Source organism: Gordonia malaquae NBRC 108250 (assembly GCF_000344135.1).
Lineage (GTDB): Bacteria > Actinomycetota > Actinomycetes > Mycobacteriales > Mycobacteriaceae > Gordonia > Gordonia malaquae.
The window spans coordinates 88,210-111,983 of sequence record NZ_BAOP01000004.1 but is presented as its reverse complement, the minus strand read 5'-3'; the positions used below and the strand labels follow the sequence as shown (position 1 = coordinate 111,983).

Here is a 23,774-nt window from a genome sequence, read left to right as displayed (position 1 = left end):
GCACACTGCGTGAGTGCGCGGGGCATCATTCGTCGAGCTACTTCTTGTAGAGCGCCTCGATGTCGGCCGCGAACTTCTCGGCGACTACGTTGCGCTTCACCTTGAGCGTCGGGGTGAGCTCACCTGTCTCCTCGGTGAAGTCCGACGGCAGGATTCGGAACTTCTTGATCGCCTCGGCGTGCGAGACGGTCTCGTTAGCCTGATCGACGGCCTGCTGGACCTCGGCGCACAGCGCAGGGTCGGTGGCGAGGTCGGCGACCGTCGCACCGGCGTCCTTGCCGTTGCGTGCCTTCCAACCCTCGAAGGCCTCCGGGTCGATGGTGATCAGTGTCGACACGAACGGGCGCTGATCGCCGACGACCATGGCCTGCGACACGAGCGCGTGGGTGCGCATGATGTCTTCCATCGGGGCGGGGGAGACGTTCTTGCCGCCCGCTGTCACGATGATCTCCTTCTTGCGGCCGGTGATGCGGAGGTAACCGTCCGCGTCGAGGCTGCCGAGGTCCCCCGTGTGGAACCAGCCGTCGGTGATGGCGTTCGCGGTGGCCTCCTCGTTCTGCCAGTAGCCCGCGAAGACGACCTCGCCGGACAGCAGGATCTCGCCGTCCTCGGCGATGCGGACGCTGTTGCCGGGGATCGGGCGTCCAACCGTGCCGACCCGGACCTGACCGGGGGTGTTCACACAGATGGCGGCGGTGGTCTCGGTGAGTCCGTACCCTTCGTACACGGGGATGCCGACGCCGCTGAAGAAGTGGCCGAGGTATGGGCCGAGTGGTGCGCCGCCGGAGATCGCGAGTTCGCACTGGCTGCCGAGAGCGGCACGCAACTTCGCGTAGACGAGTTTGTCGAACAGTGCGTGCTTGCCACGCAGGATCAGTCCCGGCTTGTCGCCCGACTGTACCGCCTTCGAGTACTCCACCGCGGTGTCGGCGGCGAGATCGAAGATCTTGCCCTTGCCTCCGTCGTGCGCGCCCTGGCGTGCCGAGTTGAAGACCTTCTCGAACACGCGCGGCACCGACAGGATCAGGGACGGGCGGAACTGGGCGAACGTCGGGAGCAGATCCTTGATGTTGTTGGTGTAGCCGACCTCGACTCCTGCCTCGATCGCGACGAGATTGATCGCGCGCGCCAACACGTGAGCCATCGGCAAGAACAGGAGGAGTCGCTTGCCGTCGCCGAGGAGCGTGTTCAGCGGGGTCTCCAGGACACCGCCGATCTCGCCGAGCATGTTGGCGTGCGTCAGCATGCAGCCCTTGGGGCGTCCGGTGGTGCCGGAGGTGTAGATCAGCGTCGCCGGATCGGCGGCCGTGAGGTGACGACGACGCTCGTCGAGTTCGGCGTCGGTCACGTCCTTGCCGAGTTCGGCGAACAGTTCCACGATGCCCTTGCCGGGCTCATCGTCGATCTGATAGACGGCGACGGCGTCGGTGATCGACTCGACCGCGTCGACGGTCGCGCGGTGCGACGCTGTCTCGGCGATGATCGCGACGGCAGCCGAGTCGCGCATGATCCAGTCGATCTGCGGGCCGGACGAGGAATCGTAGATCGGGACGGGGACGGCGCCCGCCGACCAGATCGCGAAGTCGATGAGCGTCCACTCGATGCGGGTGGACGACAGCAGCGCGACGCGATCGCCCGGCTTGATGCCGGAGGCTATGAAGCCCTTGGCGAGGGACCGGACGCGGTCGGCCGCGTCGGCCGCGGAGACCGGAAGCCAGTCGGTGCCCTGCTGGACTCGGAACACGGTCTTCGCGGGGGTGGCCGCTGCGATGTCGAAGAGGACGTCGGACGCGTTCCGTTCCTTCGGAGTGTTGAATTCAGCGGGGACGCGGCACTCTGCCATCAAGAAACACCTTCTCAGAACAGGACTATGTGACAAGACGCATTGGTCTGGTCGGTAATTCTATCCCCGCTGACGCGGCCTCGCGGTGCCAGGCGGCTTTTGTCGTGCGACGTGCGTATGTGATGCTGGTTCGGTGACGAGCATTCAGGTGGCTGACGAGGCATTCGTCGCTGCCGCCCCGTCCCTGGCCGGAGCCGTTGTCGGCGATCGAGCCAGGTGGCGGCGGTGGTGGCCGGATCTGACGTTGGAGGTCGCCGAGGACCGCGGCGACGAAGGTGTCCGCTGGCGTGTGTCCGGCCCGCTGACCGGGACCATGGAGATCTGGAACGAGAAGTGCATGGACGGCTTCGTCCTGCACTACTACCTCCATGCCGAACCCGTCGCGCCGCTGCCGACCGAGCCCGACGCCTGGCTCGCCGAGGTCGCCGAACTCAACCGTCTGCGACGTGTCGCGGGCAAGGTGATGGCTTTCGAGGTCAAACAACTCCTCGAGGCAGGCCGAGAGATCGGTGGACCCGCCACCGCCGGGAGCGTCGCATGACCGACAGCACCGAGCAGTCCACGATCATCGCGGCCGACGTCGCAGCGGTGATGGCCGTGATCGCCGACTTTGAGAACTATCCCGAGTGGGTCGGGGCTGCGCGTGAGGTGACCGTCCTCGAGCGCGACGCGGCCGGACGCGGGGTGCACGTGCGCTTCGTCCTCGACGCGGGAGTCCTCGCCGACACTTACGAACTCCGTTACGAATGGGCCGACGACGGGTCGTCGGTGTCGTGGCGACTCGTCTCCAGTGATCTCCAGCGCGATCAGCGTGGCCAGTACCTGCTCGCGCAGCAGGTGGCTGGGTCGACGAAGGTCACGTACACGCTGACCGTCGACCTCAAGATCCCGATGATCAGTCAACTCAAGCGACGCGCGGAGAAGGCGATCACGACGTCGGCGCTGAGCGACCTCAAGAAGAGGGTCGAAGGCTGATCGATCTGACGCCCATCCACCTGGTGCTCGGACCCGGCGGATCAGGCGTGTCCGTGGTGGCCGCGGCGGCCGCACTGACCGTCGACGCGTCGACGCACGAGCATCGCGGAGTGCTGCCCATCGGAGCCGAACGCGACACCCTCCTGGTCACCGTCGACCGGCAGTCGTACCTGCCGGAGCGCCTCGGGGTGTTCCGCGTGCCAGGCGAGCCGGTGGCGATCACCGCCGACACCGATCTCCTGCACCTGGACCCGCTGGCCGTCGTCGAACAGGCCTGGACCGACTTCACGGCGGCCCTGACGGCCGTCAGCGCCGCCCGGGCGTTCCTTCCGATCGTCGGGACGCTGTCGTCGGTCGCTCCGGGCGAGATGGTGGCACTGCCCGGCATCGGGGAGTTCCTGTTGCTTCGGCAGATCCGGGACGCTGCGACCAGCGGTCGGTGGCGTCGGGTCGTCGTCGACCTGTCGGGTGTCGGTGATCCACACGCCTTCCTGCGTGCACCCGTCATCCTGTCGACGGCCGTGGAACGTCTGTGGCCGCGGCACGCACGCCTCGCCGAGGCGGCAGAGAAGCCCGCGCTCGCTCAACTGTCGGCCGCGGTCGAAGGCATCGACCGTGACTGCCAGGATCTCGCCGAACTGCTCATCGATCCGCATTCGGTGTCGGCGCATCTGGTCCTCGACGCAGGCGACCGTGGACGCCGCGCCGCTGCCGATCAACTCGCGATAGCCGATCTGACGGGACTCCCGCTGCGATCTGTGCTGGTCAACGCCGGTGAGGCCGCGATGTCCACGGTGTCGGTCGCCGAGCATGTCCGCTCGCTCGTCGACGGCGACGGGGCGGTGACCGTTCACGAGGTGGACTCCGGTGGAGTCCTCGACCGGCTCTCCCGCATCCGCAAGATCACGCTGCACGCGCAGAAGCCGAGCGGACGACCCCGTGGCAGCGGGGCGCTCACGGTCACCAAGGCGTCCGGCGAGGGCGTGGACACTGTGTTCGAACTCACGTGGAGGCAAGGTCTGCCGCGGCCGGACCAACTGCAGCTCGGCCGATCGGGTGACGACCTCCTGGTCACCATCGACGGCTTCCGACATCCCGTCCGACTGCCCTCTGTCCTGCGACGATGCCGAGTCATCGGGGCCGGATGGGATGCCGGACTGCTCACCGTGACCTTTTCGCCCGACCCGGCGGTGTGGCCCGCGCGGGACGGCGGATCCGGGCCCGCTAGGTAGCCGGACACGCTGGTCGCCCGCCTGGCCCGGTAGAATCCGCACACACGCCCGACGCCGAGCAACCAGGCGTCCGACACTTCCGAAGGAGTGCACGAGCAATGCCTGCAGACGAGCGCGACACCCGCGCCGGCACCGCCGCGAGCGGCGACCCGGTGCAGGACATGCTGCTCGGGCTGGTCTCGAACATCGATCAGTTGGCAGCCATCATCGGCGGGGGACATTCGGCGGCAGCCGCGGCGGTCGGCGTCGTCCCGGGACCCATTCCCGAACTCGCCGCCGAATTGGGGACGTTGCTCACCGAACTCGGCGACCTGCTCGCCCGAATCCTCTCCGCGTTCATCGCGATCCTCGAAGCAATCGCCGAATCGCTCCGCTCGGCACCCGCCGGACAATCGGCGCCGAGCAGCGGCTTCGAGTCGATCCCGGTCCGGATCTCGGCCGGAGCGTAAACCGTGACGCCGTCCCCGGGAACGGACCTCACCGTCGGAATCGACATCGGCGGTACCAGCGTCCGGGCCTGCGTCGTCGACTCCTCAGGTCGAATGCTCGACACCCTGCGCACCGCGACCCCGTCGACAGCCTCCGCGTTGGAACACTGCTTGGATCGGCTCGTCGGTGAACTCCGCGACCGGTGGGCGGTCGGGGCCGTGGGCCTCGCCATCGCAGGCTTCTTGACTTCGGACCGCAAGACCGTCCGATTCGCTCCTCACCTGCCGTGGATCGAGGCGGACGTCGCAGCCGACATGGCCGAGCGGATCGGCATGCCCGTATTCGCCGAGCACGACGCCAACGCGGCCGCCGTCGCCGAACTCCATTTCGGCGCCGCGGCACGGGGGCACAACACTCTCGTCCTGGCGATCGGCACCGGGATCGGGGCGGGTCTGATTCTCGGCGGAGAACTCTACCGGGGCAGTTTCGGCGTGGCCCCGGAGCTCGGGCATCTCACCGTCGTCCCCGACGGTCGTCCGTGCGGATGCGGCAAGAAGGGCTGCTGGGAGCGCTACTGCAGCGGCACGGCGCTCGTCGACACGGCCGTCGAGATCCTCGCATCACAACGATTCCCGCGAAGTGTGCTGGCCGCGGAGTCGGATGCCGACCCCGGCTCACTCACCGGGCGACGCGTCGCGGCGGCGGCCGCGGACGGCGACCCCGTCGCCCTCGCCGCCTACGCCGACCTCGCACGATGGCTGGGACTGGGCTTGGGCATGATCGCCGATGTTTTCGACCCCGACCTGATCGTTCTGGCCGGCGGCGTGGGGGCGGCCTCGGGTCTGTTCCTCGACGACGCACGCGAGCAGTACACCGCGTCGGTGACGGGTGCGGGCCATCGTCAGCTCGCGCGGATCCGCGGAACTCAGCTGGGGGAGTCGGCGGGAGTGATCGGCGCCGCACAAGTGGCCCGCGAGGGACTCCGCACGAGCCAGTAGAGTAAGGCGACGCACTGACGAGCCGAGCGGCCGTCGTGAGAAGGGACTGGACGCGAGCATGTGGTACTTCATCTTCAAGTACATCCTCATGGGCCCTGGACTGCGGCTCATGGGACGCCCGACGATCGAGGGGCATGACAACATCCCGAAGTCGGGCGCCGCCCTGATCGCGTCGAACCACCTCGCAGTCGTCGACAGCTTCTACCTTCCGCTGATGGTGCGTCGACGCATCTTCTTCCTCGCGAAGTCGGAGTACTTCACCGAGGGCGGATTCAAGGGCAGGTTCAAGAAGTGGTTCTTCAGCTCGTCCGGTCAGATTCCGATCGACCGGTCGGGGGCGAGTGCGGCGGCGGGTGCTCTGAGCGCGGGCAAGCGTGTCCTCGACGCAGGCGGTCTGCTGTGCCTGTACCCGGAGGGGACCCGCTCACCCGACGGTCGCCTGTACAAGGGCAAGACCGGACTCGCCCGCATGGCGCTGGAGACCGGAAAGCCCGTCATCCCCGTGGCGATGATCGGCACCGAGCGGATCAATCCGCCCGGGACGATCCTTCCCCGGCCCACCCGGATCACTGTTCGAGTCGGCGAACCCCTCGACTTCTCACGCTACGAGGGCATGGCGGGCAATCGTTTCATCGAGCGCGCCGTGACCGACGAGATCATGTACGCGCTCATGCGTCTGACCGGTCAGCAGTACGTCGACGTGTACGCGCAGAAGCTCAAGAACTCCGACGGCACGTACAAGAAGGCCGAAGAGCTGATGGACGGCGGCGAACCCGCCGCCTGATCGCCCCCGGGCCGTCGGCCTTCAGATCAGCGCGTCGGTCGGTACGGAAGGCGCCAGAAGGCGATGAGCAGCGCGATGCCCCAGAGGGGGTACGCGTTTCCGACGATGTGCTGCCACCAGGACCAACCGTCCTGGATCGGCGGCAGCAGTTGGAACGGTCCCATCGCGAAGATCACCGTTCCCACTGCGGCCAACGAGCCGTACACCGCACGTACACGTGGGGAGTCGGTGCGGGACACGAAGACCAGGGCAGTCACGATCGCCGGCACACACCAGACCCAGTGATGGGCCCAGGTGGTCGGGGAGACGAGCAGTCCCCACACCGCGATCGCACACGTGACGACCATCGCGTTCACCCGGCCGCCGATCGGGCCCGGGGCGAAAGCCTCCCGCGGACGTGCCGCGAGCACAGCGAAGACCGCGGGCACCGTCACCAACAGGCTGGAGAGCACCCAGAGCACCGACGCCGTCGACCCTCCATCGTCGAAGAGGCGCAACCACAGCGCATTCAGGTTCTGATTGATGCGGCCTTCGGGTTCACCGATGCGCCCCGTGTGGAACACCGTGTCGGTCCAGTAGGTCTTCGAGTCGTCGGGAATCCACACCCACGCGATGAGAGCGGCACCGACGAACGCCACGACACCGGCCGCGACCGCCCGGATCCGCTCGGCCATCAAGAACACGCCGAGGAACACGAGCGGCGTCAACTTCACTGCGGCGGCCAGACCGGTCAGGACACCCTGCAGCGCCGTCGACGGGCCGGGTCTGCGGCCCATGACGAAGACGTCGACCACGATCACCGCCATCAGGACCAGGTTGATCTGCCCGAATCCCAGGGTCATGCCGAACGGGTTGAACCACACGGTCGCCGCCGACAGCAGCAACGCGGTCTGCCACCGGTTGGCACGATCGCCCACCCCGAGGACGTCGAACGTCACCTTGGTCACATACACGAGCAGGAGCACGGTCACCACGGAGACGCCGATGCTCGTCACCGCAAGCGACATCGCGCCGAGCGGAGTGAAAAGCAGGGCCGCGAACGGCGGGTACGTGAACGGAAGCCAGATCCCGTCCTCGGTGAACGGTAACGAACCGTCGGCGTACAAGCTGAACCCCTGATGCCACAGCTGCCCGCCGAGACGGTAGACGTCCATGTCGAAGCGGGTCCGCGTGCCGAAACTCGAGGTGAACGGGACGCCGGCGATCTGCAACGTAGACGACACGATGAACACGAGCGCGGTCAGCGTCGACACCCCCGGGCCCGGTCGCCAACGGCGCAGCGTGGACTCGGCGGCGCGGATCGAGGAGGACATAGGGAGATTATGGCTGCTGCGGCGGGATAACCTTCAACTCGTGCGCTACTTCTACGACACCGAGTTCATCGAAGACGGAACCACGATCGAACTCGTGTCGATCGGTGTGGTCGCCGAGGACGGCCGCGAGTTCTACGCCGTCTCCACCGAGTTCGACCCGGGCCGGGCCGGCAGTTGGGTGCGTGCGAACGTGCTCGACAAGCTGCCGTCGCCTGCCGACAAGGCGTGGAAGTCCCGGCGCGCCATCCGCGACGATCTCTACGACTTCCTCGTCGCCGGGGACGGCCGAGTCGAGCTGTGGGCGTGGGTGGCCGCCTACGATCATGTGGTGCTCTGTCAGTTGTGGGGTCCGATGACCGAGCTTCCCCGCGACCTGCCGCGTTTCACCCGGGAACTCCGCCAGCATTGGGAGGCCGCCGGTTCGCCGACGTTGCCTCCCGCGCCGAAGGACGCGCACGACGCGCTCGCCGACGCTCGCCACAACTTGAACAAGTGGCTCTCGATAGAGGCGGCGCGAGACGCGTCCGCACCCGCAGGATAGGCTGAACGACGTGGTGAACTGGACCGTAGACGTGCCCCTCGACGAGCTTCCCGAACTGCCTCCGCTGCCGGGTTCCCTCGCTGCGAAACTCGAGGACGTGCTGGCGCGCCCCGCGCTTCAGCAGCCGAGCTGGCCCGCCGACGAAGCGCGCAAGATGCGCACCGTGCTCGAGAGTGTGCCGCCGATCTGCATGCCGACCGAAGTGGAGAACCTCGCCGACCAACTCGCCGAGGTGGCTCACGGTCGGGCGTTCCTGCTGCAGGGCGGTGACTGCGCTGAGACGTTCGCCGCCAACACCGAACCGCACATCAAGGGCAACATCCGCACTCTGCTGCAGATGGCTGTCGTGCTGACCTACGGCGCCAGCCTTCCGGTGGTCAAGGTCGCCCGCATCGCGGGTCAGTACGCGAAGCCCCGGTCGTCGGACACCGATTCGCTCGGTCTCCTGTCGTACCGCGGTGACATGGTCAACTCGCTCGCCGCAGACGAGGCGGCACGTGCCCACGATCCGTCCCGGTTGGTCCGCGCCTACGCGAATGCGTCGGCCGCGATGAACCTGGTCCGGGCGTTGACCGGTGCCGAAGCACGTCTGGCTCGGGTCCACGACTGGAACCGCGAGTTCGTCCGCACCTCGCCCGCCGGCGCTCGCTACGAGGCGCTGGCCGCCGAGATCGACCGCGGCCTCAAGTTCATGGACGCCTGCGGGGTGACCGACTCGAGCCTGGAGTCGGCCTCGATCTTCGCTTCCCATGAGGCTCTCGTCCTCGACTATGAGCGCGGCATGCTGCGCTTGGCCGACGACCCGCACGGTGGCGATGAGCAGGTCCTCTACGACCTGTCGGCGCATTTCCTGTGGATCGGCGAGCGGACCCGTCAGATCGACGGTGCTCACGTCGCGCTCGCCAAGCTGATCAGCAACCCGATCGGCATGAAGATCGGGCCGACGACGACGCCCGAGCAGGCCGCCGACTACGTGAAGCTGCTCGACCCGGACAACCGTCCCGGACGTCTGACGCTGGTGTCCCGAATGGGCAACGGCAACGTGCGAGACGTTCTCCCGCCCATCGTGGAAGCCGTCGAGGCGACCGGTCACAAGGTGATCTGGCAGTGCGACCCGATGCACGGCAACACCCACACGGCGTCGACAGGCTTCAAGACGCGCCATTTCGACAGGGTCGTCGACGAAGTTCAGGGCTTCTTCGAAGTGCATCGTGCGCTCGGCACCCATCCGGGCGGCATCCACATCGAGCTCACCGGGGAGGACGTCACCGAGTGCCTGGGCGGTGCTCAGGACATCTCTGATCTTGACCTCGAAGGGCGCTACGAGACGGCGTGCGATCCCCGCCTGAACACCCAGCAGTCGCTGGAACTGGCGTTCCTCGTCGCCGAGATGCTTCGCGGCTGACCACCAGCGCATACGTTCCGACCAGCACCGGAAGCACGAGCAGGTCGGTCGTGTCCGGATAGACCAGAATCGGAGTGACCGGGTCGGTCGAGAACGTGACGATGGTGCGCAGCAGTCCGACCATGTACTCGTAGGCTCGGTCGACCGCCGGAATCGTCTTGACCGCAGCGAAGCCGAACCCGACCACCGCGACGTGGATCAGCACGTCGCGTCGGCCGCTGACCCACCGGAGTCCGAACGCGTACCGGGCGACCTCGACGAGAGCCAAAGTGAGCAGCGGGAGCACGAAGACTCCCACCACATCGGACAGCTTTCCCGTGATCATGCCGCCGAACCGCGCCTTGAGCACATGGTCGTTGAGGACCAGCACGATCAGCGCGATGCCGACCCACGGGCTCAGCAGGAGGTCGCCCGGCTTGGTCACGACAGGGCGATCAGAGCCGAGCCCGACCCGAACAGGTCACAGCTGAACTTGAGCTGCAGCTTCTTCGAGGTCTCCGGCACTTCGTACGCGAGACTGCCGCGTCGCGAGGCGCCGGCAGCGACGTCACCGTCGAGCGTCTTGTCCGCGGCGTCGGTGATGGCGATGTCGTACGACTTGTTCTTCTCGTCGAGCAGTTCGAAGCACATCATCGACGACACGGTCTGTGACGAGTCGCTCTTGTTCGTCACCTCGGTGTCGACGACGACGTGGCGGTTGCCGGGCGACGGCGTCATGAACTGGTTGTCGGAGACATACGGGTCCTGCACGCCGTAGACCTTCACCTGCCAGTCGCCGAGCTTCACGGTCTCGCCGATCTTGAAGTCGGCTGCCTGCTGGGTCGCGTTCGCGCCGTCGACCTTCTCGGGCTTGTCCTCTTCACCGGAGGCGATGGTGGCGCCGAGCGCGACGACGGCGACAGCGGCGACTGCGATGGAACGGAAAGAGATCACTGGGATGTCCTTTGTGAGGAGCTCCGGGCGGGACGCCCGGTTGCTGGTGGACATCAAGGTAGGAACGTGGTCCGACAAAAATGGGCCTGCGAACCCGCCTCCACGCAGAGTTCATTCGAACGGACGAATTGCCCGCCCAGCTGCGTCTGGCGATCAGGCGACTGCGGAGCCGAGCGCCCAGCCGAGTGTTCCGATGCCCGCCGCGATGGCGGTGACCAGGAGAAACCAGACGACAGCCGCCATACGGCGAGAGGGCGGCAGAGGGTCGTCATCGACATCGGGTTGTCGAGGTCGGGCACCACGGTGCACTCGGCGCGCCGACCGCGCGTCGTTGGGCTCCTCGTCGTGGTCCCAGTCGTCGTCCGCGTAGCGGGCGTCCTGGTAGTCGTCGTCCCAGTGATCGTCGTCCGCGTAGTCGTCGTAGTCGGCGTCATCGTCGAATCGATCGGGGTCGGTGGCCTGTCGGGTCCCGGCGACTGCCGGTCGAGCGACCGCAGGCGGGGCGACGGGGCGGGGCACGACGGGGCGGGCGATCGCGTTCGTCACGCGGGCCGACGCCTGGCTCGGCGCGGGGACGGTGAACGGCGGCAGGCCGATCTCGTCGACGGCGTCGAGGATGGCGTGCTGCATCGCAAATCCGTCGGCGAACCGATCATCGGGGCGCCGCTCGGTGGCACGGAGCACGATGTCGTCGAACTGCGGGGGGACCCCGGGGATCAGGTCTCCGGGGGCGGGCACGTCGTAGCTCAGTCGCTGGTAGGCGAGCGCGAGCTGGGTGGAGCCGCTGAACGGTTGCCTGCCGGTGAGCAATTCGAACATCAGGATGCCTGCGGAGTAGACGTCGCTGCGCGCGTCGATGTCGGTGGACGACACCTGCTCCGGAGAAAGGTAGGCGGCCGTTCCGAGGATCACGCTCGCCGATGTGACGCCGGCTTCGGCGACGGCGCGAACCAGGCCGAAGTCGGCCACCTTGATGTCTCCGGTGTCGGAGATCAGCACGTTCTCGGGCTTCACGTCGCGGTGGACCAGGCCCGCGCGATGAGCGGTCCCGAGACCGCCGAGCATCGGGATTCCGATCGCCGCGACCGCATGCGGCGGCATGGGGCCGCGTTCGCGGAGGAGTTCACGGATGCTGCCGCCCCGGACGAGTTCCATGACCAGGAATGCGATGTCGCCGTCGATGCTCTGGTCGTACACGGCGACGAGTCCCGGATGGCTCAATCCTGCGACGGCGCGCGCCTCGAACTCGAAGCGTCGGAGGAACTGGGGATCGCCCACGTACCGCGCATCCATCACTTTGATCGCGACTCGACGATGCAGCCGGACATCGGTCCCGACGTACACCGACGACATTCCACCGCGCGCGATCGGAGCGTCGATCTGATATCGCCGCTCGAGAACGCGGCCGATCAACGGGTCGGCGGGGGCTGTCATGATGTTCGAATCTACCCGGTACGCCTGGCTTCTCGTGTGAGGTGTCCGACCGGACGGGTAGTGTTTCGCCCGTGGCATCCCTTCCGCTCTCCGTCAACATCCTGCCCGCCGACGTCGAGACCGTCGACCTCGATGAGGCGGCCCGTCGCCTTCACGTCTCCTCCAACCGTGTCCGGACGTTGGTCCGGGACCACAACCTCCTCGCTGCGTCTCGTGACGGCGTGCCGGTGATTCCCGCGGCCTTCTTCGGCCCCGACGGCCTCGCCAAGCACCTCGAGGGCCTGGTCCGCACGCTCCTCGATGGCGGCTACACCCGCGACGAGGCCATGGAATGGCTCTTCACCGAGCAGGACGACCTCGGACTGCGCCCGGCGGACGCCCTCCACACGCATTCCGCGCGCGAGGTCATCCGCCGAGCGCAAGCCCAGGCCTTCTAGCGCTACACGCCTCGGTCGTCAGATCCGCTCGATGATCGTGGCGTTCGCCAGGCCGCCTGCTTCGCACATCACCTGAAGTCCGAACCGTCCGTCAACCTGCTCGAGATTGTTGAGCAGTGTGGTCGTCAGGCGCGCTCCGGACCCGCCCAACGGGTGCCCGATCGAGATGGCGCCTCCATTGATGTTGACTCGTCCCAGGTCGGCGCCGGTTTCGGCCTGCCATGCCAGGACGACGCTGGCAAACGCCTCGTTGACCTCGAACACATCGATGTCGGCGATGGTCAGGCCTGCACGCTCGAGTACCTTTCGGGTGGCCGGGATGATGCCGGTCAACATCAGGATCGGATCATCGCCCGCGACGGCGAACGAGTGAACACGCGCTCGCGGAGTGAGGCCGAGTTCCGTCGCGGCGGCGTCGGACGCCACGAGGACCGCCGCTGACCCGTCGTTGACGGGTGAGCTGTTGCCCGCGGTGATCCGCCAGTCGAGGTCGGGGAAGCGCGACTCCCACGCGTCGCTCCGGAACGCCGGTCGCAGGCCCGCGAGGGTCTCGACGGTCGTCGACGGGCGGATCGTCTCATCGGTGCGGAGGTCGTTGACGTAGGTGATCTGGGAGTTGAACCTGCTGTCGGCCCATGCGGCCGCGGCGCGGCGGTGCGATTCCGCGGAGAACTCGTCCAGTCGGGTCCGGCTCAGATCCCATTTCTGGGCGATCAACTCGGCGCTCACTCCCTGTGGGATGAGGCCGGGGGTGTAGCGTTCGGCGACGGCAGGGCCCGCGAAGTCCGCGCCGAGGAATTGCGAACCGATGGGAATGCGGCTCATCGATTCGACACCCGACGCGATCGCGACGTCGTACGCGCCTGCGATGACACCCTGCGCTGCGAAGTGCAGTGCCTGCTGACTCGACCCGCATTGCCGGTCGACGGTCACCGCGGGCACCGACTCGGGGAGACCTGCGGCGAGTGCGGCCCACCGAGCGGTGTTACCCGACTGCTCGCCGACCTGACCGACGGCGCCGGAGATCACATCGTCGATGCTTTCGGGGTCGATGCCGGTCCGCTCGACGAGGGCGGAGAGGGCGCGAGCATGCAGGTCGACGGGGTGGATCTCGTGATATGCGCCGCTGGGCTTGCCCTTCGCCACGGGTGTGCGAACCGCGTCCACGATCACTGCGTCACGTGCGATACCGGTCATGGGAGTTCTCCTTCACGATCTGACTTCAGTGTTCTGAAGTCAGTGTTGACTGTACGCTGGATTCAACAATGTGAAGTCAGCGGATGTGTGAGGTGTGTCATGCGGTTGGACGGGGTCCTGGCCGATCGGGACGCGTGGGTCACTCACGGGCGGTGCCCGATCGAGAAGGCGATGCGAGTAGTCGGCACCCGCAACGCGATGTTGGTGATGCGGGAGGCGTTCTACGGCACCACGCGATTCGACGACTTCGCCGCGAGGGTCGGCATGTCACCTGCGACGACGTCGGCGAACGTGAAGAGCCTCGTGGAGGCCGGGCTTCTCGACAAGCGCGCGTACCGAGAAGTGGGGGAGCGAACTCGTCACGAGTACGTGCTCACCGAATCCGGACGGGATCTGATGCCGGTGGTGTTCGGCCTGTTCCAGTGGGGAGAGGTCCACGCCGACGCGCCCACGCCTTTGCGACTGGCGCACATCGACTGCGACGCACCCGTGCGCGTTGAAATGCGATGTGCCGCCGGCCATGAGCCCTCCGACGACCAGATCGCGGTGCGGGTGGATCGCCTCGGCGCTTAGGGAGTCGGCGCCGGACCTCGATCAGAACCGCGGGCCGCCGAACAACGACTGTGCCGCGTGACGGACGCGGGTGCGCCTGGGCACGACGGCCCGAACCGCCATGACATCGTGATCGGCGTCTTCGATCACTCGGAGGATGTCGCTGTACGAGCGTGCGGCGGCAGCGATGGCGGGGCGAGTGGTTGCGGGCAGACGTTCGATCGCCGGCGTGGTCCGTCGGTACTGATCCCGGTTGACCGCGATCACGTGGGCGATCGCACGCTTCAGTTCCGGAGACGTCGATCGCCGCCCGAGGTCGTCGCGAAGCCGGTCTTCGTCGACGCCGAACGCCGACAGAACGTCCAACGGGAGATACACGCGGTCGCGTCGCAGGTCCTCTGCGACGTCGCGGATGAAGTTCGTGAGTTGGAACGCTTCACCGAGCAGCGCGGCGCCGTCGCCGAGCGACGGGTCGGCCCCGAGCACCGGGATCATCTGGATGCCGATGACCGCGGCGGAACCGTAGGTGTACTCGGCGAGATCGTCGAACGTCCGGTACCGGTTGCGGAACAACGGTGTACCGGGCAGATCCATGCGCATGGAGCGACCGAAGGCGTCGAACGTTGAGATCGGAATTCCGTTGTCTCTGACGGCGGCGGCCAGCGCGGCGAGCACGTCGGCGTCGTCGACGTCCAATCCAGTAGGGGGTGCATCGCCGCGGAGCGCGGCGTGCAGCCCGGCCTCGAGGACGTCGATCCGAGCTGTCGCGACGTCTGGTGCGAGGCCGCTGTCGACGGCGTCGTCGACAGACCTGGCATACGCGTACAGCGCATGCACTGCGCGGCGCCGTGGTGCGGGCAGCAGGAGGGACGCGAGATAGTAGGTGCGGCCTGCGCCAGCCGTCACCGACCGCGCGACGGAGTGCCCGCGTGCGACGTCGCTCATCTCCCGAGCAGGAAGGCGCCGCCGCGCCGTAGTCGAAGCGGATCGGCCCGCCGCAGCGCGACCGCGGCCAGCACCGAGAGCGCAAGCGCGAGGAGCGTCTCGACAGGTTTGTAGAAGACGATCGAGTCGTCCGGCTGGAACACGATGAGCAGGAAGGCACTTGCTCCGACGATCGTCTGACGTGCCCACATCGGCAGGGTGAACGCGACCACCAGGACCGTGACCCACGAGTAGTACCAGGGCAGAGTGGAAGGTTCCAGGAGCAGTACCGCGAACATCGCCCAGCACATGCACTTCATCGCCGAGCGTTCGTCGCCGCGTCCCCGGAAGAAGAACCAGACCAGCAGGACCGCCAGCACAACCTGGCCGATCAAGCGGGTCACCGGCAGGATCGCCTGCAGATTCCACACGTGGAACGGCGCGAGGACGTAGCTCGCCACATGGCCGACCAGGCTCGGAAGCGTGAACCAGTTGATGATGCGGTCCGCGAACGTCAGCCCGTTCGTCCAGCCGATGCCCAGCCCGAGGATCGCTGTGAACGTGCCGAAGACCGCGAGCGGGATCGCTGCCGTCGCGGCGAACACCCCGACGCCGTCCTGCACGGAGACGGCGCGTTCTCTGCGCAGATGATCGATCCAGATCCACACCACGAACGGGACCGCGATGAACGCGGTCACCTTGAGCGATCCGGCGCAACCGAGTACCAGCAGCCCGAGGATGTGGCGGCCGTCGAGGACGAGTGCGACGCCGGCGGCGAGGACACCCATCAACAGCAGCTCGGCGTGCGGACCGCCGACGAGGTGGATCAGCAGCATCGGGTTGAGGACAGCCAGCCACAGCCCTCGGCGACGACTCGCGCCGAAGTGCGCGGCGATCTTCGGGACAGCCCACAGCGCGAGCAGCAGACCGGGCAGCAGAACGATCCGGAAGGCGATGACGCCTGCGAACACGTTCTGGCCGGTCACCTCGACAACACCCCGTGCGAGCAGCATGAACGCCGGACTGTAGGGCGACGTCGTGGGCGCCCAGATCTGAGCCATCGAGTCGACGATGGGACCGGGGACATGGGCGGGACCGTCCTGGTACGGGTCGAACCCGTCGGCGAGGACCATCGCTTGACCGAGGTATGCGTACACGTCACGGCTGTAGACCGGGATCGCGAGCATCAGCGGCGCCGCCCACGCGAGGACCGTTGTGACGGTCGCCCGCAGGCTCATCGCATGCGGGGCCCGCCCGATCCGCACCCACGCCCAGATCATCAGCGTGACACCAAGCCAGAACACCACACCCGACAGGGTCTTGCCGTGGCCGTACGTCATCGGCGCAAGGCCCAGGTCGGCGAGCGTCGCATCGTTTCGCGGGACGTCGGCCAGGCCGTACGTGCCGATCGTGACGGCGAATGCGCCCGCGAACCCCATGACGGAGTCCGGATACCGGCCGACGAACGCTTTGAGCGAGCCGCCGGACGAGTCGACGCTGTTGTCGGTGGCTGCCGTCGTCATCGGTCGCCGCCTGTACTCAGCATGTCGACGACACGCGAAGCCGCGAGTCCGCCCGAGATCAGGACCGGTGGGATGCCGACACCGGGCACCGTGGCACTGCCCGCGAGGACAAGATTGTCGATCGTGGGCCAGACGTTGCGCGTGCGGAACGGCCCGGTCTGGGCGGCCGTGTGAGCGGCCGAGAACGGAGTTCCCGCGGGCAGGCCTGCGCGTTGCCACGTGCGGGGGTGATCAATGCGGAGGATGCGCATCGAGTCGATTCCCGAGTACCCGCGGTGCGCGAGGGTGCTGAGCACTTCGTTGACGTACGGCGCGGCGAGGACGTCCCACGGCAGTTCGGCCGAGTCGAGGTTGGGCGTCGGAGCGAGGACTGACACCGACTCCAGGCCGTCGACGACAAACGTTCCCGGATCGCCGACTGCGCCGCGCGTCACGAGGAACGAACCGTCCGACATCACGCGGCCCCGGCGGCCGGTGATCTCGGCGAACGTCTGTGTCCACGCAGTGCCGAAGTCGAGTGTGTGATGACCCGATCGCCACCGGGCGGTCACATCGACCGGCACCAGGCCGTGGGCGACCACCGCGCTCGGCGAATACGTGAGACGTCGACGTGCGCGACCTTCGCCGGTCAGACGAGCGACGGCGTCACGTTCGAGAGTCGAGACGACGGCGTCCGCGGCTATGGGACCGTGGGTCGTGTCGACGGCCACGATCGAGCCCGCAGAGTCCCTGGTGAACCCGGTCGCGGTGGTCCCGTAGGAGATGCGGACGCCCGCATCGACAAGCGCGGACGCGAGGACTTCGCCGACCCGACCCATGCCTCCAGGCGCCGCCCAGACTCCCCGCCCGATGTCCATGTCGGGGATGATCGCGTAGATCGCCCGGGCACGGTGCGGCGGGACACCCGCGTACAGCGCCTGGAAGGTGAATGCGCGCTGCAGACGTTCGTCCGACACGAATCGTGCGATCGCGCCGGTCAAGCCGCCGAGGGTGCGGAGCCGGACGAGCTCGGCGGCGGCCTTGCGAGTCCGTCCATCGGCCAGGTCGCTGAATCCGTCGAAGTTCCGGTCGATGAAGACCTCGAACTCCGCGTCGTACACCCTCCGGAGCCAGGTCAGCAGGTCGGCCACGTCAGATCCGGACTTCGGACCGAACGCGTCGGCCACGGCGGCCGGAATCGCTGCCGCATCGTGCGGGATGGTCAACGAAGTTCCATCGGCGTAGTTCATCACGTAGCCCGGATCGACCGGAGTCAGCGACAGCCGTTCGCGGGCCTGATCTTCGGTCACTCCGACGGCATCGAGCACGTCGACGAGCAGTCCCGGCATGGTCAGGACAGTCGCGCCCGTGTCGAATCGGTGCCCGCCGATCGTTTCGGTGCGGACGAGACCGCCCGCCGCAGATGCTGTTTCGATGATGGTCACGTCGACGCCGGACTGGCGGAGTCGAGCCGCGGCCGACAGTCCGGACAGGCCTGCGCCGATCACGACGACGTGGGGAGTCGACACCGCAGTCACTTGTTCCGGCTGGTGACGCGGTGCGCCATCGACGTCAGGTCGGCGCGAGCCGCAGCAGGGCAGTCGAGGGCGTCGATCCGGGCGAGGCCGACGTCACGGCGATCGGCGATCTGTCGTTCGATCTCGGCCACGGCACCGGATCGGATGAGGACGTCGCGGGCGGCGGCCAGTTCGGCATCGCTGATCGGGCGGCCCACACTGCTGCGGAGCAGACGGGCGTCGGCATCGGAAGCGGCGTCGAGCGCGACGGCGAGCAGGGCTGTGCGTTTGCCCGCGATGAGGTCGTCGCCCGAGGGCTTGCCGGTCTCGGCGGGGTCGCCGAACACTCCGAGCAGATCGTCGCGCAGTTGGAACGCGATACCGAGGTCGATGCCGATGCCGTGGAGTTCGGCACACAGTTCGGGGGACGCTCCACCGAGTGTCGCCCCGAGCTCCAATGGTCGAGCGACAGTGTAGGCGGCGGTCTTATACGCCATCACGCGTTCTGCCGCGGTCAGCGACTCGTCACCGGACACCTCGTTGGTGATGTCGAGGAACTGGCCCGCGAGCACCTCGGTCCGCATCCTGGACCACACCGCGGACGCCGCGAACGGGATCGGGCGGTGCGGGGGATCGGCGACGGCATCAGGCGTCGGCATCGCGCCGTGGAAAAGGTCGTCGGCCCAGGCAAGCGCCATGTCGCCGATCAGGATCGCAGCAGAGTCGCCGTAGTGTCCGGAGTCCGAAGCCCATCCGCGGTCGGCGTGGACGGCTTCGAAGCGGCGATGCACCGTCGGATTCTGCCTGCGCGTGTCCGAGCGGTCGAGGATGTCGTCGTGGACGAGAGCACACGCTTGGATAAGCTCGATCGCCGCACAGACCCGCAGCGTCTCGCGCAGCTCGTCCGGAGTTTCAATCAAGGTGATTTTATCTCCGTTGGCGAGCGGTGGACCCGCCGCGGCGCACTGCCGTCCAGCGAAGACGAACAGTGGTCGGACTCGCTTTCCGCCCGTCATCACGAAGTCGCGCAGCGCATCGCCCGCCTCGCCGACAGTGGGATAGATCGCCTCGAGGATCGGTGCCGTGGCCTGGAAGAACCCGTCGAGCACGTCGTCCACTGCAGCAGGCAGCTCCGTCAGATTCACCACGCCAGCAACCCTACCGGTGGACGTCGCAGTGACGGCACTCACGCCGACGCGTCGACCGGTGGGTCACTGCCTGGATCGGAGCAGGGGCCGGGTCGGAGTCGAATCCGAAGGATCGGACCGCGACCGTATGATCGGCTCGTGAGTGAACGCAATGAGTCGACAGCCGTCGCAGCCCGCGGGCAGTCCGTCGTCGAACGGATCGCAGCCCCACACAGCGGGCCCGTGCCGTTCTCAGTCGAGTTCTTCCCGCCGCGCGACGAGGCGGCTGAAGCTCGACTGTGGCGTGCCGTGCGGGTGTTCGAACGAATGAACCCGGCCTTCGTCTCGATGACCTACGGTGCAGGCGGTACGACCCGCGATCGCACCGTGCGCATCGCGGGCGAACTCGCCACCGAGACCACACTGCTGACGATCGCGCACCTGACCGCGGTGAACCACAGCATCGACGAACTGCGCGCGCTTGTCGGCGCGTACGCCGACAAGGGGATCGTCAATCTTCTCGCACTGCGGGGCGACCCCCCGGGCGATCCGCTCGGCACCTGGACCAAGCATCCCCAGGGCGTCGAGTACGCATCGGAACTCGTGGAGCTCATCGACTCGCTCGGCGACTTCCACACCGGAGTCGCATCGTTCCCCGAAGGGCACCATCGCTCGCCGGATCTGGCGTCGGACACCGAGAACCTCGTCCGCAAGCTGCGTGCGGGCGCCGAGTACTCCGTGACGCAGGTGTTCTTCGACGTCGACGACTACTTCCGTCTCCGCGATCGGGTCGTGGCCGCAGACCCGGAACAGGGCGCGAAGCCGCTCATCCCGGGCCTGATGCCGATCACGTCGCTGGCGACGGCTCGACGCATGACCGAACTGTCGGGCAGCACGATCCCGGCCGACGTCGAGAAGCGGCTCGTAGAAGCAGCGGGCGACGGTCCCGAGGAGGACAAGGCCGCCATCCGTCAGGTCGGGATCGACCTGTGCACCGAGATGGCGCAGCGGTTGATCGACGAGGGTGCACCGTGCCTGCACTTCTGCAGCCTCAACTTCACGAAGGCGACGAGCGAAGTGCTCGAACGCATCGGCATCGACACCCGTGGTGCTCTGGAGCGCGCCTCGGTCTGAGGTGCGTCAGTCGGAGGACGTGACCTTGTCGGCCACCTTCTGCAGCGGCTTCGGGAGAGGCTTGGACTTCTGCGAACGGCCGGGTCGCGGACTGTTGTCGCGGTTCTTGTAGGCGGCGAGGCCGATGAAGACGACAAGGGCGCCGCACAGGATGAGCATGAACCACGTCCAACTCGGCACCGCGGCGGTCGCCGGGTCGGCGTACTCGGAATCGGCGTTGAACTCCGTCGTCTGACCGGGCTGCGGGATCCAGGTGACTGTCGAGTCGCCCGACTGCTGACCGTTCGTCGCCGCGACCGGCCCCGCGAAGTCGACCGTGATCGACACGAACGTCGTCGCCGGGTCGAGATCGAGGAGCGACGCCGATCCGCGGAGGCGAACGAACTCGCCGCTGCGTGTCGCCTTCAAATCGACGGTTGCGGTCGGATCCGGGAGCGCACCGGCGATGATGTCGCCCAACTGGCTGAACTGCCCTGTCGAAAGGTGATCGAACGACAGTTGCGCGCCCTTCTTCCCCTCGGCGGTGGGTACGACGGTGTCGGCGGAGTCCGGGGTCTTGCTCGCAGTGGGCGCGGTCGCGGCGTCGTTCGACGGGAAGTCGGTGGACCACACCTGGCTGCCGAGTGACGCGGGAATGTCGAACGCCGGAGTCGTAGGGCCGGCGTCAGGGCTGCTGACGACGAGGATTCGACCAGAGAACTGGTCGCCGACCGTCGTCGACTTGGTGAGGCAGCCGGACAGCAGCGGCGCCACTGCGAGGAGCGCGACGACGGCGAGAATCGGGGCTCTGCGGAGTGACTTCACGGTGTCATCGTGCCAGAGCGCTGCAATGAATGGTCCTCGCGACACGGGAGTGTCCGCCCGAGGAATGCGAAGGGCCGGGAATCGCCGACGAACGTGAAGCCTCGCAGGACATCGGCGAACCCGAGCCGCCGGTACAACGACCAGGCGCGGTTCGCCTCGCCTGCGACCTCCGGTGTGGACAGGAGGACCGTCGATTCGGGCCGGTCCGCGAGCAGTGCCAGCAGCAGACGTTCGCCGAGTCGCGCACCCTGCGCAATCGGGTGGACGTGGAGTTCGGTGAGCTCGAAGTAGTCCGAGGTGATCCGCTCTATCTCGGCGGGCGGACGACCCGTGCGCCGCAGTCCCGATCGCAGCTGCTGATTCCACCATTGATCACGGGCGCCGTGATACCCGTACGTGACTCCGACCAGCACCTCACGATCGACGCCGGTCATACCGTCGACGCGCAATCGACTGATCGACGGGCGCAGTGCATCGATGCTCGACACCTGCATCAACGCGCCGACCGCGTACCAGCCGGGTCGAGTCATGTGGTCCCGCCACAGGGGAGCGCGGTGGGCCTCGGTTCCGCGCGGATAGTTCATCGCCGTCACATACGTGTGCACCGCGGGGTCGATCCATTCGTTCGCGTCCTGTGGGTGCAGCGCCACCAGGCGGTACGGGGACGGCGAACGGCTGGTCATCCTTCAGTCCTATCTGGTGCGGCGAAAGCTGTGGAGAGATTAGCGCGACCAGAAATGTCAGACCCTCATGGGACTGTTGCACCAGATCACCGGTGAGGCGCCGGAACTCCGCAGGACATGACGAGAGGACGTGACACGAGATGGCACGGTCGCAAGCGAGTGCACGATCGTCCGAGTCGACGCGAGGAGTCGTCGACGAGCGGGTCGTGCTGCGCAGCCGGGAACTCCTCGAGCGGGCTGAGGCCCTCTTCGAGGACGCCTCGGCCGTCGAGGACGACGGAGCCGAGCGGTTTCGTCTCTTCTACCTGGCTGCGATCCGTGCATCTGCTGCGGTGCTCGCAGTTCACGAGCCGCCGGGTCCGGTGCGCCGACGCCGGGATGCCCGTGACGCATGGAGTCGAATCAAGGCGGTGGCCCCCGAGGCGCACGACCTCGCCGAATACTTCGGTGGACTGTCGGTGATGCGTGGCCACGTCGAGGCCGGGCTGGTCAAGACTGTCGACTCAACGCTGTGTGCGCGTGTGGAACGCAGGGCGATGGAGTTCTTGGACGTGGCAGATGCCACACTATTGATGTACGAACAGGGAAAGATGCCCGATCGCCGTCGTTCGACCGGACGGAGTGGTGGTCGTCAAGCGGATCTGCTCGTATCATGAAGTTGTACTGGGCATTGACCGATGACGCCTAGCTGACCAGCGAGGAGGGATAGTGCCGCTTTCTGAGCACGAGCAACGCATGCTCGACGAAATCGAAAGCGCGCTGTACGCCGAGGATCCGAAGTTCGCCTCGAGCGTGACGAAACAGCGCGTCGGCCGTCCGACGGCACGACGACGCCTTGTCGCCGTGCTCGGATTCCTTGTCGGTCTGGCGCTTCTTGTCGGCGGCCTCATGGTCGACGTCGAAGTGGGCGGTCTCCGCATTCTGAGCTTCATCGGTTTCCTCGTGATGTTCGCAGCCGCGGCGTTCGGGATGTTCGGTCCCCGTGGTCCGAACCTCGCCGACGCGTCGTCTCCGGCGTCGCGGGGTGGATCGTCCTCGCGGGCGAAGCCGGGCAAGCCGTCCTTGAGTGAACGCATGGAAGAGCGCTTCCAGCGTCGGTTCGACCAGGACGATCACTAGAAGTCCACTAGATCTCTGAAACGGGGCCTCTCCTTCTCGATGCGAGAAGGATGAGGCCCCGCTTTCGTGTGTCAAGATGCCTCGGCCCCCCGGATTCCCCACAACGCCCCACCGGAACGCCCCACTTTCACCCACTGATGGTCATAGGGCCCCACAGCAGCCTCTCTAGTGCTGTTTTGTCCCACACGGGACCCCCGACACGCACGTTGTGTGCTGGCTGTTTCCTGAGAATCTCCAACCTGGCATTCCTTTGACCTGCGCATATATATGGTCGTGGGGAGTTGGTGGGGCTTGCGGGGTGGAAAGTGGTGGAAAGTGGGGTACTGTGGGCATCACTGGTTGAGGGGGACACCGGAACCGCCAAAACCAGAACGGGTGAGGAGGTTGCCGACATGGCTCGCTTTCTCGGTACCTACACACCCAAGCTCGACGACAAGGGGCGGTTGACCTTGCCGGCCAAATTTCGGGACGCGTTGGCAGGAGGGGTCATGGTGACAAGAAGCCAGGACCGCAGCCTGTCGGTATACCGAGCGGAGGAGTTCGACGCCATCGCAGAGAAGGCGGTGACGGCGTCGCGCAACGATCCCGAGGCACGCGCATTCCTGCGGTACTTCTTCGCAGGTGCGGACGAGCAGCGACTGGACGGGCAGGGGCGGGTGAGCCTCTCCGGTGAGCATCGCGAATACGCGGAACTCACCAAGGAGTGTGTGGTGATCGGCTCGTACGACCACCTCGAGATCTGGGACGCGCAGAAGTGGCGCGAGTACCAGGCAGAGCACGAAGAGGCGTTCTCGAACGCCGGATCGACCGCACTGGACTCGATCCTCTAGCGACCTTTTGACGAACTGAACACGACGGACGACGACACCTGCGGTGAGACGAGGCCTCGGC

At 66.9% G+C, this 23,774-nt stretch carries 25 protein-coding genes; 14 read left to right on the top strand and 11 right to left on the bottom strand.

Annotated elements, in window-relative coordinates:
* Positions 1-37: 37 nt before the first annotated feature.
* Positions 38-1,843 carry an AMP-dependent synthetase/ligase gene (locus GM1_RS03875; RefSeq protein ID WP_008376790.1) on the bottom strand — a complete coding sequence of 602 codons (1,806 nt, stop codon included), beginning with the start codon at positions 1,841-1,843 and terminating at the stop codon, positions 38-40.
* A 133-nt stretch (positions 1,844-1,976) separates the two neighbouring features.
* Between GM1_RS03875 and GM1_RS03870 the strand changes: the two genes are divergently transcribed.
* The 6 genes from GM1_RS03870 (at position 1,977) to GM1_RS03845 (ending at position 6,261) form a co-directional block, all read left to right on the top strand.
* Entirely contained in the window at positions 1,977-2,384 is a 408-nt protein-coding gene (locus GM1_RS03870; protein WP_008376789.1) for a hypothetical protein, read from the top strand.
* Positions 2,381-2,818: an SRPBCC family protein gene (locus tag GM1_RS03865; protein ID WP_008376788.1), complete on the top strand. Its 438-nt coding sequence runs from the start codon at positions 2,381-2,383 to the stop codon at positions 2,816-2,818. The genes GM1_RS03870 and GM1_RS03865 overlap by 4 nt, the downstream gene beginning before the upstream one ends.
* Before the next feature lie 20 nt (positions 2,819-2,838).
* Positions 2,839-4,050 carry an ArsA family ATPase gene (locus GM1_RS03860; protein WP_040519448.1) on the top strand — a complete coding sequence of 404 codons (1,212 nt, stop codon included), beginning with the start codon at positions 2,839-2,841 and terminating at the stop codon, positions 4,048-4,050.
* 98 nt (positions 4,051-4,148) lie between these two features.
* Positions 4,149-4,499, top strand: coding sequence for a hypothetical protein (locus GM1_RS03855; RefSeq protein ID WP_008376786.1), 351 nt, complete (start codon positions 4,149-4,151; stop codon positions 4,497-4,499).
* A gap of 3 nt (positions 4,500-4,502) precedes the next feature.
* Positions 4,503-5,477, top strand: a complete 975-nt coding sequence (locus GM1_RS03850; protein WP_008376785.1) for an ROK family protein — start codon at positions 4,503-4,505, stop codon at positions 5,475-5,477.
* Positions 5,478-5,535: 58 nt separating this feature from the next.
* On the top strand, positions 5,536-6,261 hold the full coding sequence (locus GM1_RS03845; protein WP_008376783.1) for a lysophospholipid acyltransferase family protein: 726 nt from the start codon (positions 5,536-5,538) through the stop codon (positions 6,259-6,261).
* A 26-nt stretch (positions 6,262-6,287) separates the two neighbouring features.
* Here GM1_RS03845 and GM1_RS03840 read toward each other — a convergent pair whose 3' ends face one another.
* Positions 6,288-7,574 carry a glycosyltransferase 87 family protein gene (locus GM1_RS03840; protein ID WP_040519445.1) on the bottom strand — a complete coding sequence of 429 codons (1,287 nt, stop codon included), beginning with the start codon at positions 7,572-7,574 and terminating at the stop codon, positions 6,288-6,290.
* Positions 7,575-7,614: 40 nt separating this feature from the next.
* Between GM1_RS03840 and GM1_RS03835 the strand changes: the two genes are divergently transcribed.
* Both GM1_RS03835 and GM1_RS03830 read left to right on the top strand, forming a co-directional pair.
* The gene (locus GM1_RS03835) at positions 7,615-8,115 is read left to right on the top strand and encodes a polyadenylate-specific 3'-exoribonuclease AS (protein WP_008376780.1); all 501 of its coding nucleotides are present in this window, start codon (positions 7,615-7,617) and stop codon (positions 8,113-8,115) included.
* Positions 8,116-8,125: 10 nt separating this feature from the next.
* On the top strand, positions 8,126-9,520 hold the full coding sequence (locus GM1_RS03830; protein WP_008376779.1) for a class II 3-deoxy-7-phosphoheptulonate synthase: 1,395 nt from the start codon (positions 8,126-8,128) through the stop codon (positions 9,518-9,520).
* 420 nt (positions 9,521-9,940) lie between these two features.
* Here the strand turns inward: GM1_RS03830 and GM1_RS03825 are convergent, their stop codons facing one another.
* Together GM1_RS03825 and GM1_RS03820 are read right to left on the bottom strand one after the other, a co-directional pair.
* Positions 9,941-10,453 (bottom strand): DUF4352 domain-containing protein, encoded by a 513-nt coding sequence (locus GM1_RS03825; RefSeq protein ID WP_223291386.1) that lies wholly within the window; start codon positions 10,451-10,453, stop codon positions 9,941-9,943.
* 153 nt (positions 10,454-10,606) lie between these two features.
* Complete coding sequence (locus GM1_RS03820) at positions 10,607-11,887, bottom strand: protein kinase domain-containing protein (protein WP_008376776.1); 1,281 nt, start codon at positions 11,885-11,887, stop codon at positions 10,607-10,609.
* Positions 11,888-11,958: 71 nt separating this feature from the next.
* On the opposite strand from GM1_RS03820, the gene GM1_RS03815 reads away from it, so the two are divergent.
* Positions 11,959-12,324, top strand: a complete 366-nt coding sequence (locus tag GM1_RS03815; protein ID WP_008376775.1) for an Rv2175c family DNA-binding protein — start codon at positions 11,959-11,961, stop codon at positions 12,322-12,324.
* Between the two features lie 18 nt (positions 12,325-12,342).
* Here GM1_RS03815 and GM1_RS03810 read toward each other — a convergent pair whose 3' ends face one another.
* The gene (locus tag GM1_RS03810; RefSeq protein ID WP_008376774.1) at positions 12,343-13,521 is read right to left on the bottom strand and encodes a thiolase family protein; all 1,179 of its coding nucleotides are present in this window, start codon (positions 13,519-13,521) and stop codon (positions 12,343-12,345) included.
* A gap of 99 nt (positions 13,522-13,620) precedes the next feature.
* On the opposite strand from GM1_RS03810, the gene GM1_RS03805 reads away from it, so the two are divergent.
* A complete protein-coding gene (locus tag GM1_RS03805) occupies positions 13,621-14,094 on the top strand; it encodes a winged helix-turn-helix transcriptional regulator (RefSeq protein WP_008376773.1) in 474 nt (157 codons plus the stop codon).
* A 21-nt stretch (positions 14,095-14,115) separates the two neighbouring features.
* Here the strand turns inward: GM1_RS03805 and GM1_RS03800 are convergent, their stop codons facing one another.
* From GM1_RS03800 to GM1_RS03785, 4 genes are read right to left on the bottom strand one after another with little or no spacing between them, the layout of a single operon-like run.
* Positions 14,116-15,018, bottom strand: a complete 903-nt coding sequence (locus GM1_RS03800) for a phytoene/squalene synthase family protein (protein WP_008376772.1) — start codon at positions 15,016-15,018, stop codon at positions 14,116-14,118.
* Complete coding sequence (mptB, locus tag GM1_RS03795) at positions 15,015-16,520, bottom strand: polyprenol phosphomannose-dependent alpha 1,6 mannosyltransferase MptB (RefSeq protein WP_008376771.1); 1,506 nt, start codon at positions 16,518-16,520, stop codon at positions 15,015-15,017. The genes GM1_RS03800 and mptB overlap by 4 nt, the downstream gene beginning before the upstream one ends.
* On the bottom strand, positions 16,517-18,037 hold the full coding sequence (gene crtI / locus GM1_RS03790) for a phytoene desaturase family protein (protein WP_008376770.1): 1,521 nt from the start codon (positions 18,035-18,037) through the stop codon (positions 16,517-16,519). The genes mptB and crtI overlap by 4 nt, the downstream gene beginning before the upstream one ends.
* A complete protein-coding gene (locus tag GM1_RS03785) occupies positions 18,034-19,164 on the bottom strand; it encodes a polyprenyl synthetase family protein (protein WP_040519443.1) in 1,131 nt (376 codons plus the stop codon). Before GM1_RS03785 ends, crtI begins: the two co-directional genes overlap by 4 nt.
* Before the next feature lie 138 nt (positions 19,165-19,302).
* Between GM1_RS03785 and GM1_RS03780 the strand changes: the two genes are divergently transcribed.
* The gene (locus GM1_RS03780; RefSeq protein ID WP_008376767.1) at positions 19,303-20,277 is read left to right on the top strand and encodes a methylenetetrahydrofolate reductase; all 975 of its coding nucleotides are present in this window, start codon (positions 19,303-19,305) and stop codon (positions 20,275-20,277) included.
* A 6-nt stretch (positions 20,278-20,283) separates the two neighbouring features.
* Here GM1_RS03780 and GM1_RS03775 read toward each other — a convergent pair whose 3' ends face one another.
* Both GM1_RS03775 and GM1_RS03770 read right to left on the bottom strand, forming a co-directional pair.
* On the bottom strand, positions 20,284-21,081 hold the full coding sequence (locus tag GM1_RS03775) for an LppM family (lipo)protein (protein ID WP_008376765.1): 798 nt from the start codon (positions 21,079-21,081) through the stop codon (positions 20,284-20,286).
* A complete protein-coding gene (locus tag GM1_RS03770; protein WP_008376762.1) occupies positions 21,078-21,764 on the bottom strand; it encodes a hypothetical protein in 687 nt (228 codons plus the stop codon). Before GM1_RS03770 ends, GM1_RS03775 begins: the two co-directional genes overlap by 4 nt.
* A 140-nt stretch (positions 21,765-21,904) precedes the next feature.
* Here GM1_RS03770 and GM1_RS03765 point away from each other — a divergent pair, with 140 nt between their 5' ends.
* The 3 genes from GM1_RS03765 (at position 21,905) to mraZ (ending at position 23,713) form a co-directional block, all read left to right on the top strand.
* On the top strand, positions 21,905-22,420 hold the full coding sequence (locus GM1_RS03765; RefSeq protein WP_008376760.1) for an SAV_6107 family HEPN domain-containing protein: 516 nt from the start codon (positions 21,905-21,907) through the stop codon (positions 22,418-22,420).
* 52 nt (positions 22,421-22,472) lie between these two features.
* Positions 22,473-22,883 (top strand): SCO2097 family morphological protein, encoded by a 411-nt coding sequence (locus GM1_RS03760; RefSeq protein ID WP_008376759.1) that lies wholly within the window; start codon positions 22,473-22,475, stop codon positions 22,881-22,883.
* A 392-nt stretch (positions 22,884-23,275) separates the two neighbouring features.
* Positions 23,276-23,713, top strand: a complete 438-nt coding sequence (mraZ, locus tag GM1_RS03755) for a division/cell wall cluster transcriptional repressor MraZ (RefSeq protein ID WP_008376758.1) — start codon at positions 23,276-23,278, stop codon at positions 23,711-23,713.
* Positions 23,714-23,774: the final 61 nt, after the last annotated feature.

Coding starts and splice junctions, on each gene's coding strand:
- GM1_RS03875 (WP_008376790.1), bottom strand. CDS start 1,843: ATGGCAGAGTGCCGCGTCCCCGCTGAATTCAACACTCCGAAGGAACGG.
- GM1_RS03865 (WP_008376788.1), top strand. CDS start 2,381: ATGACCGACAGCACCGAGCAGTCCACGATCATCGCGGCCGACGTCGCA.
- GM1_RS03855 (WP_008376786.1), top strand. CDS start 4,149: ATGCCTGCAGACGAGCGCGACACCCGCGCCGGCACCGCCGCGAGCGGC.
- GM1_RS03845 (WP_008376783.1), top strand. CDS start 5,536: ATGTGGTACTTCATCTTCAAGTACATCCTCATGGGCCCTGGACTGCGG.
- GM1_RS03840 (WP_040519445.1), bottom strand. CDS start 7,574: ATGTCCTCCTCGATCCGCGCCGCCGAGTCCACGCTGCGCCGTTGGCGA.
- GM1_RS03820 (WP_008376776.1), bottom strand. CDS start 11,887: ATGACAGCCCCCGCCGACCCGTTGATCGGCCGCGTTCTCGAGCGGCGA.
- GM1_RS03810 (WP_008376774.1), bottom strand. CDS start 13,521: ATGACCGGTATCGCACGTGACGCAGTGATCGTGGACGCGGTTCGCACA.
- GM1_RS03805 (WP_008376773.1), top strand. CDS start 13,621: ATGCGGTTGGACGGGGTCCTGGCCGATCGGGACGCGTGGGTCACTCAC.
- GM1_RS03800 (WP_008376772.1), bottom strand. CDS start 15,018: ATGAGCGACGTCGCACGCGGGCACTCCGTCGCGCGGTCGGTGACGGCT.
- mptB (WP_008376771.1), bottom strand. CDS start 16,520: ATGACGACGGCAGCCACCGACAACAGCGTCGACTCGTCCGGCGGCTCG.
- GM1_RS03770 (WP_008376762.1), bottom strand. CDS start 21,764: ATGACCAGCCGTTCGCCGTCCCCGTACCGCCTGGTGGCGCTGCACCCA.
- GM1_RS03765 (WP_008376760.1), top strand. CDS start 21,905: ATGGCACGGTCGCAAGCGAGTGCACGATCGTCCGAGTCGACGCGAGGA.
- mraZ (WP_008376758.1), top strand. CDS start 23,276: ATGGCTCGCTTTCTCGGTACCTACACACCCAAGCTCGACGACAAGGGG.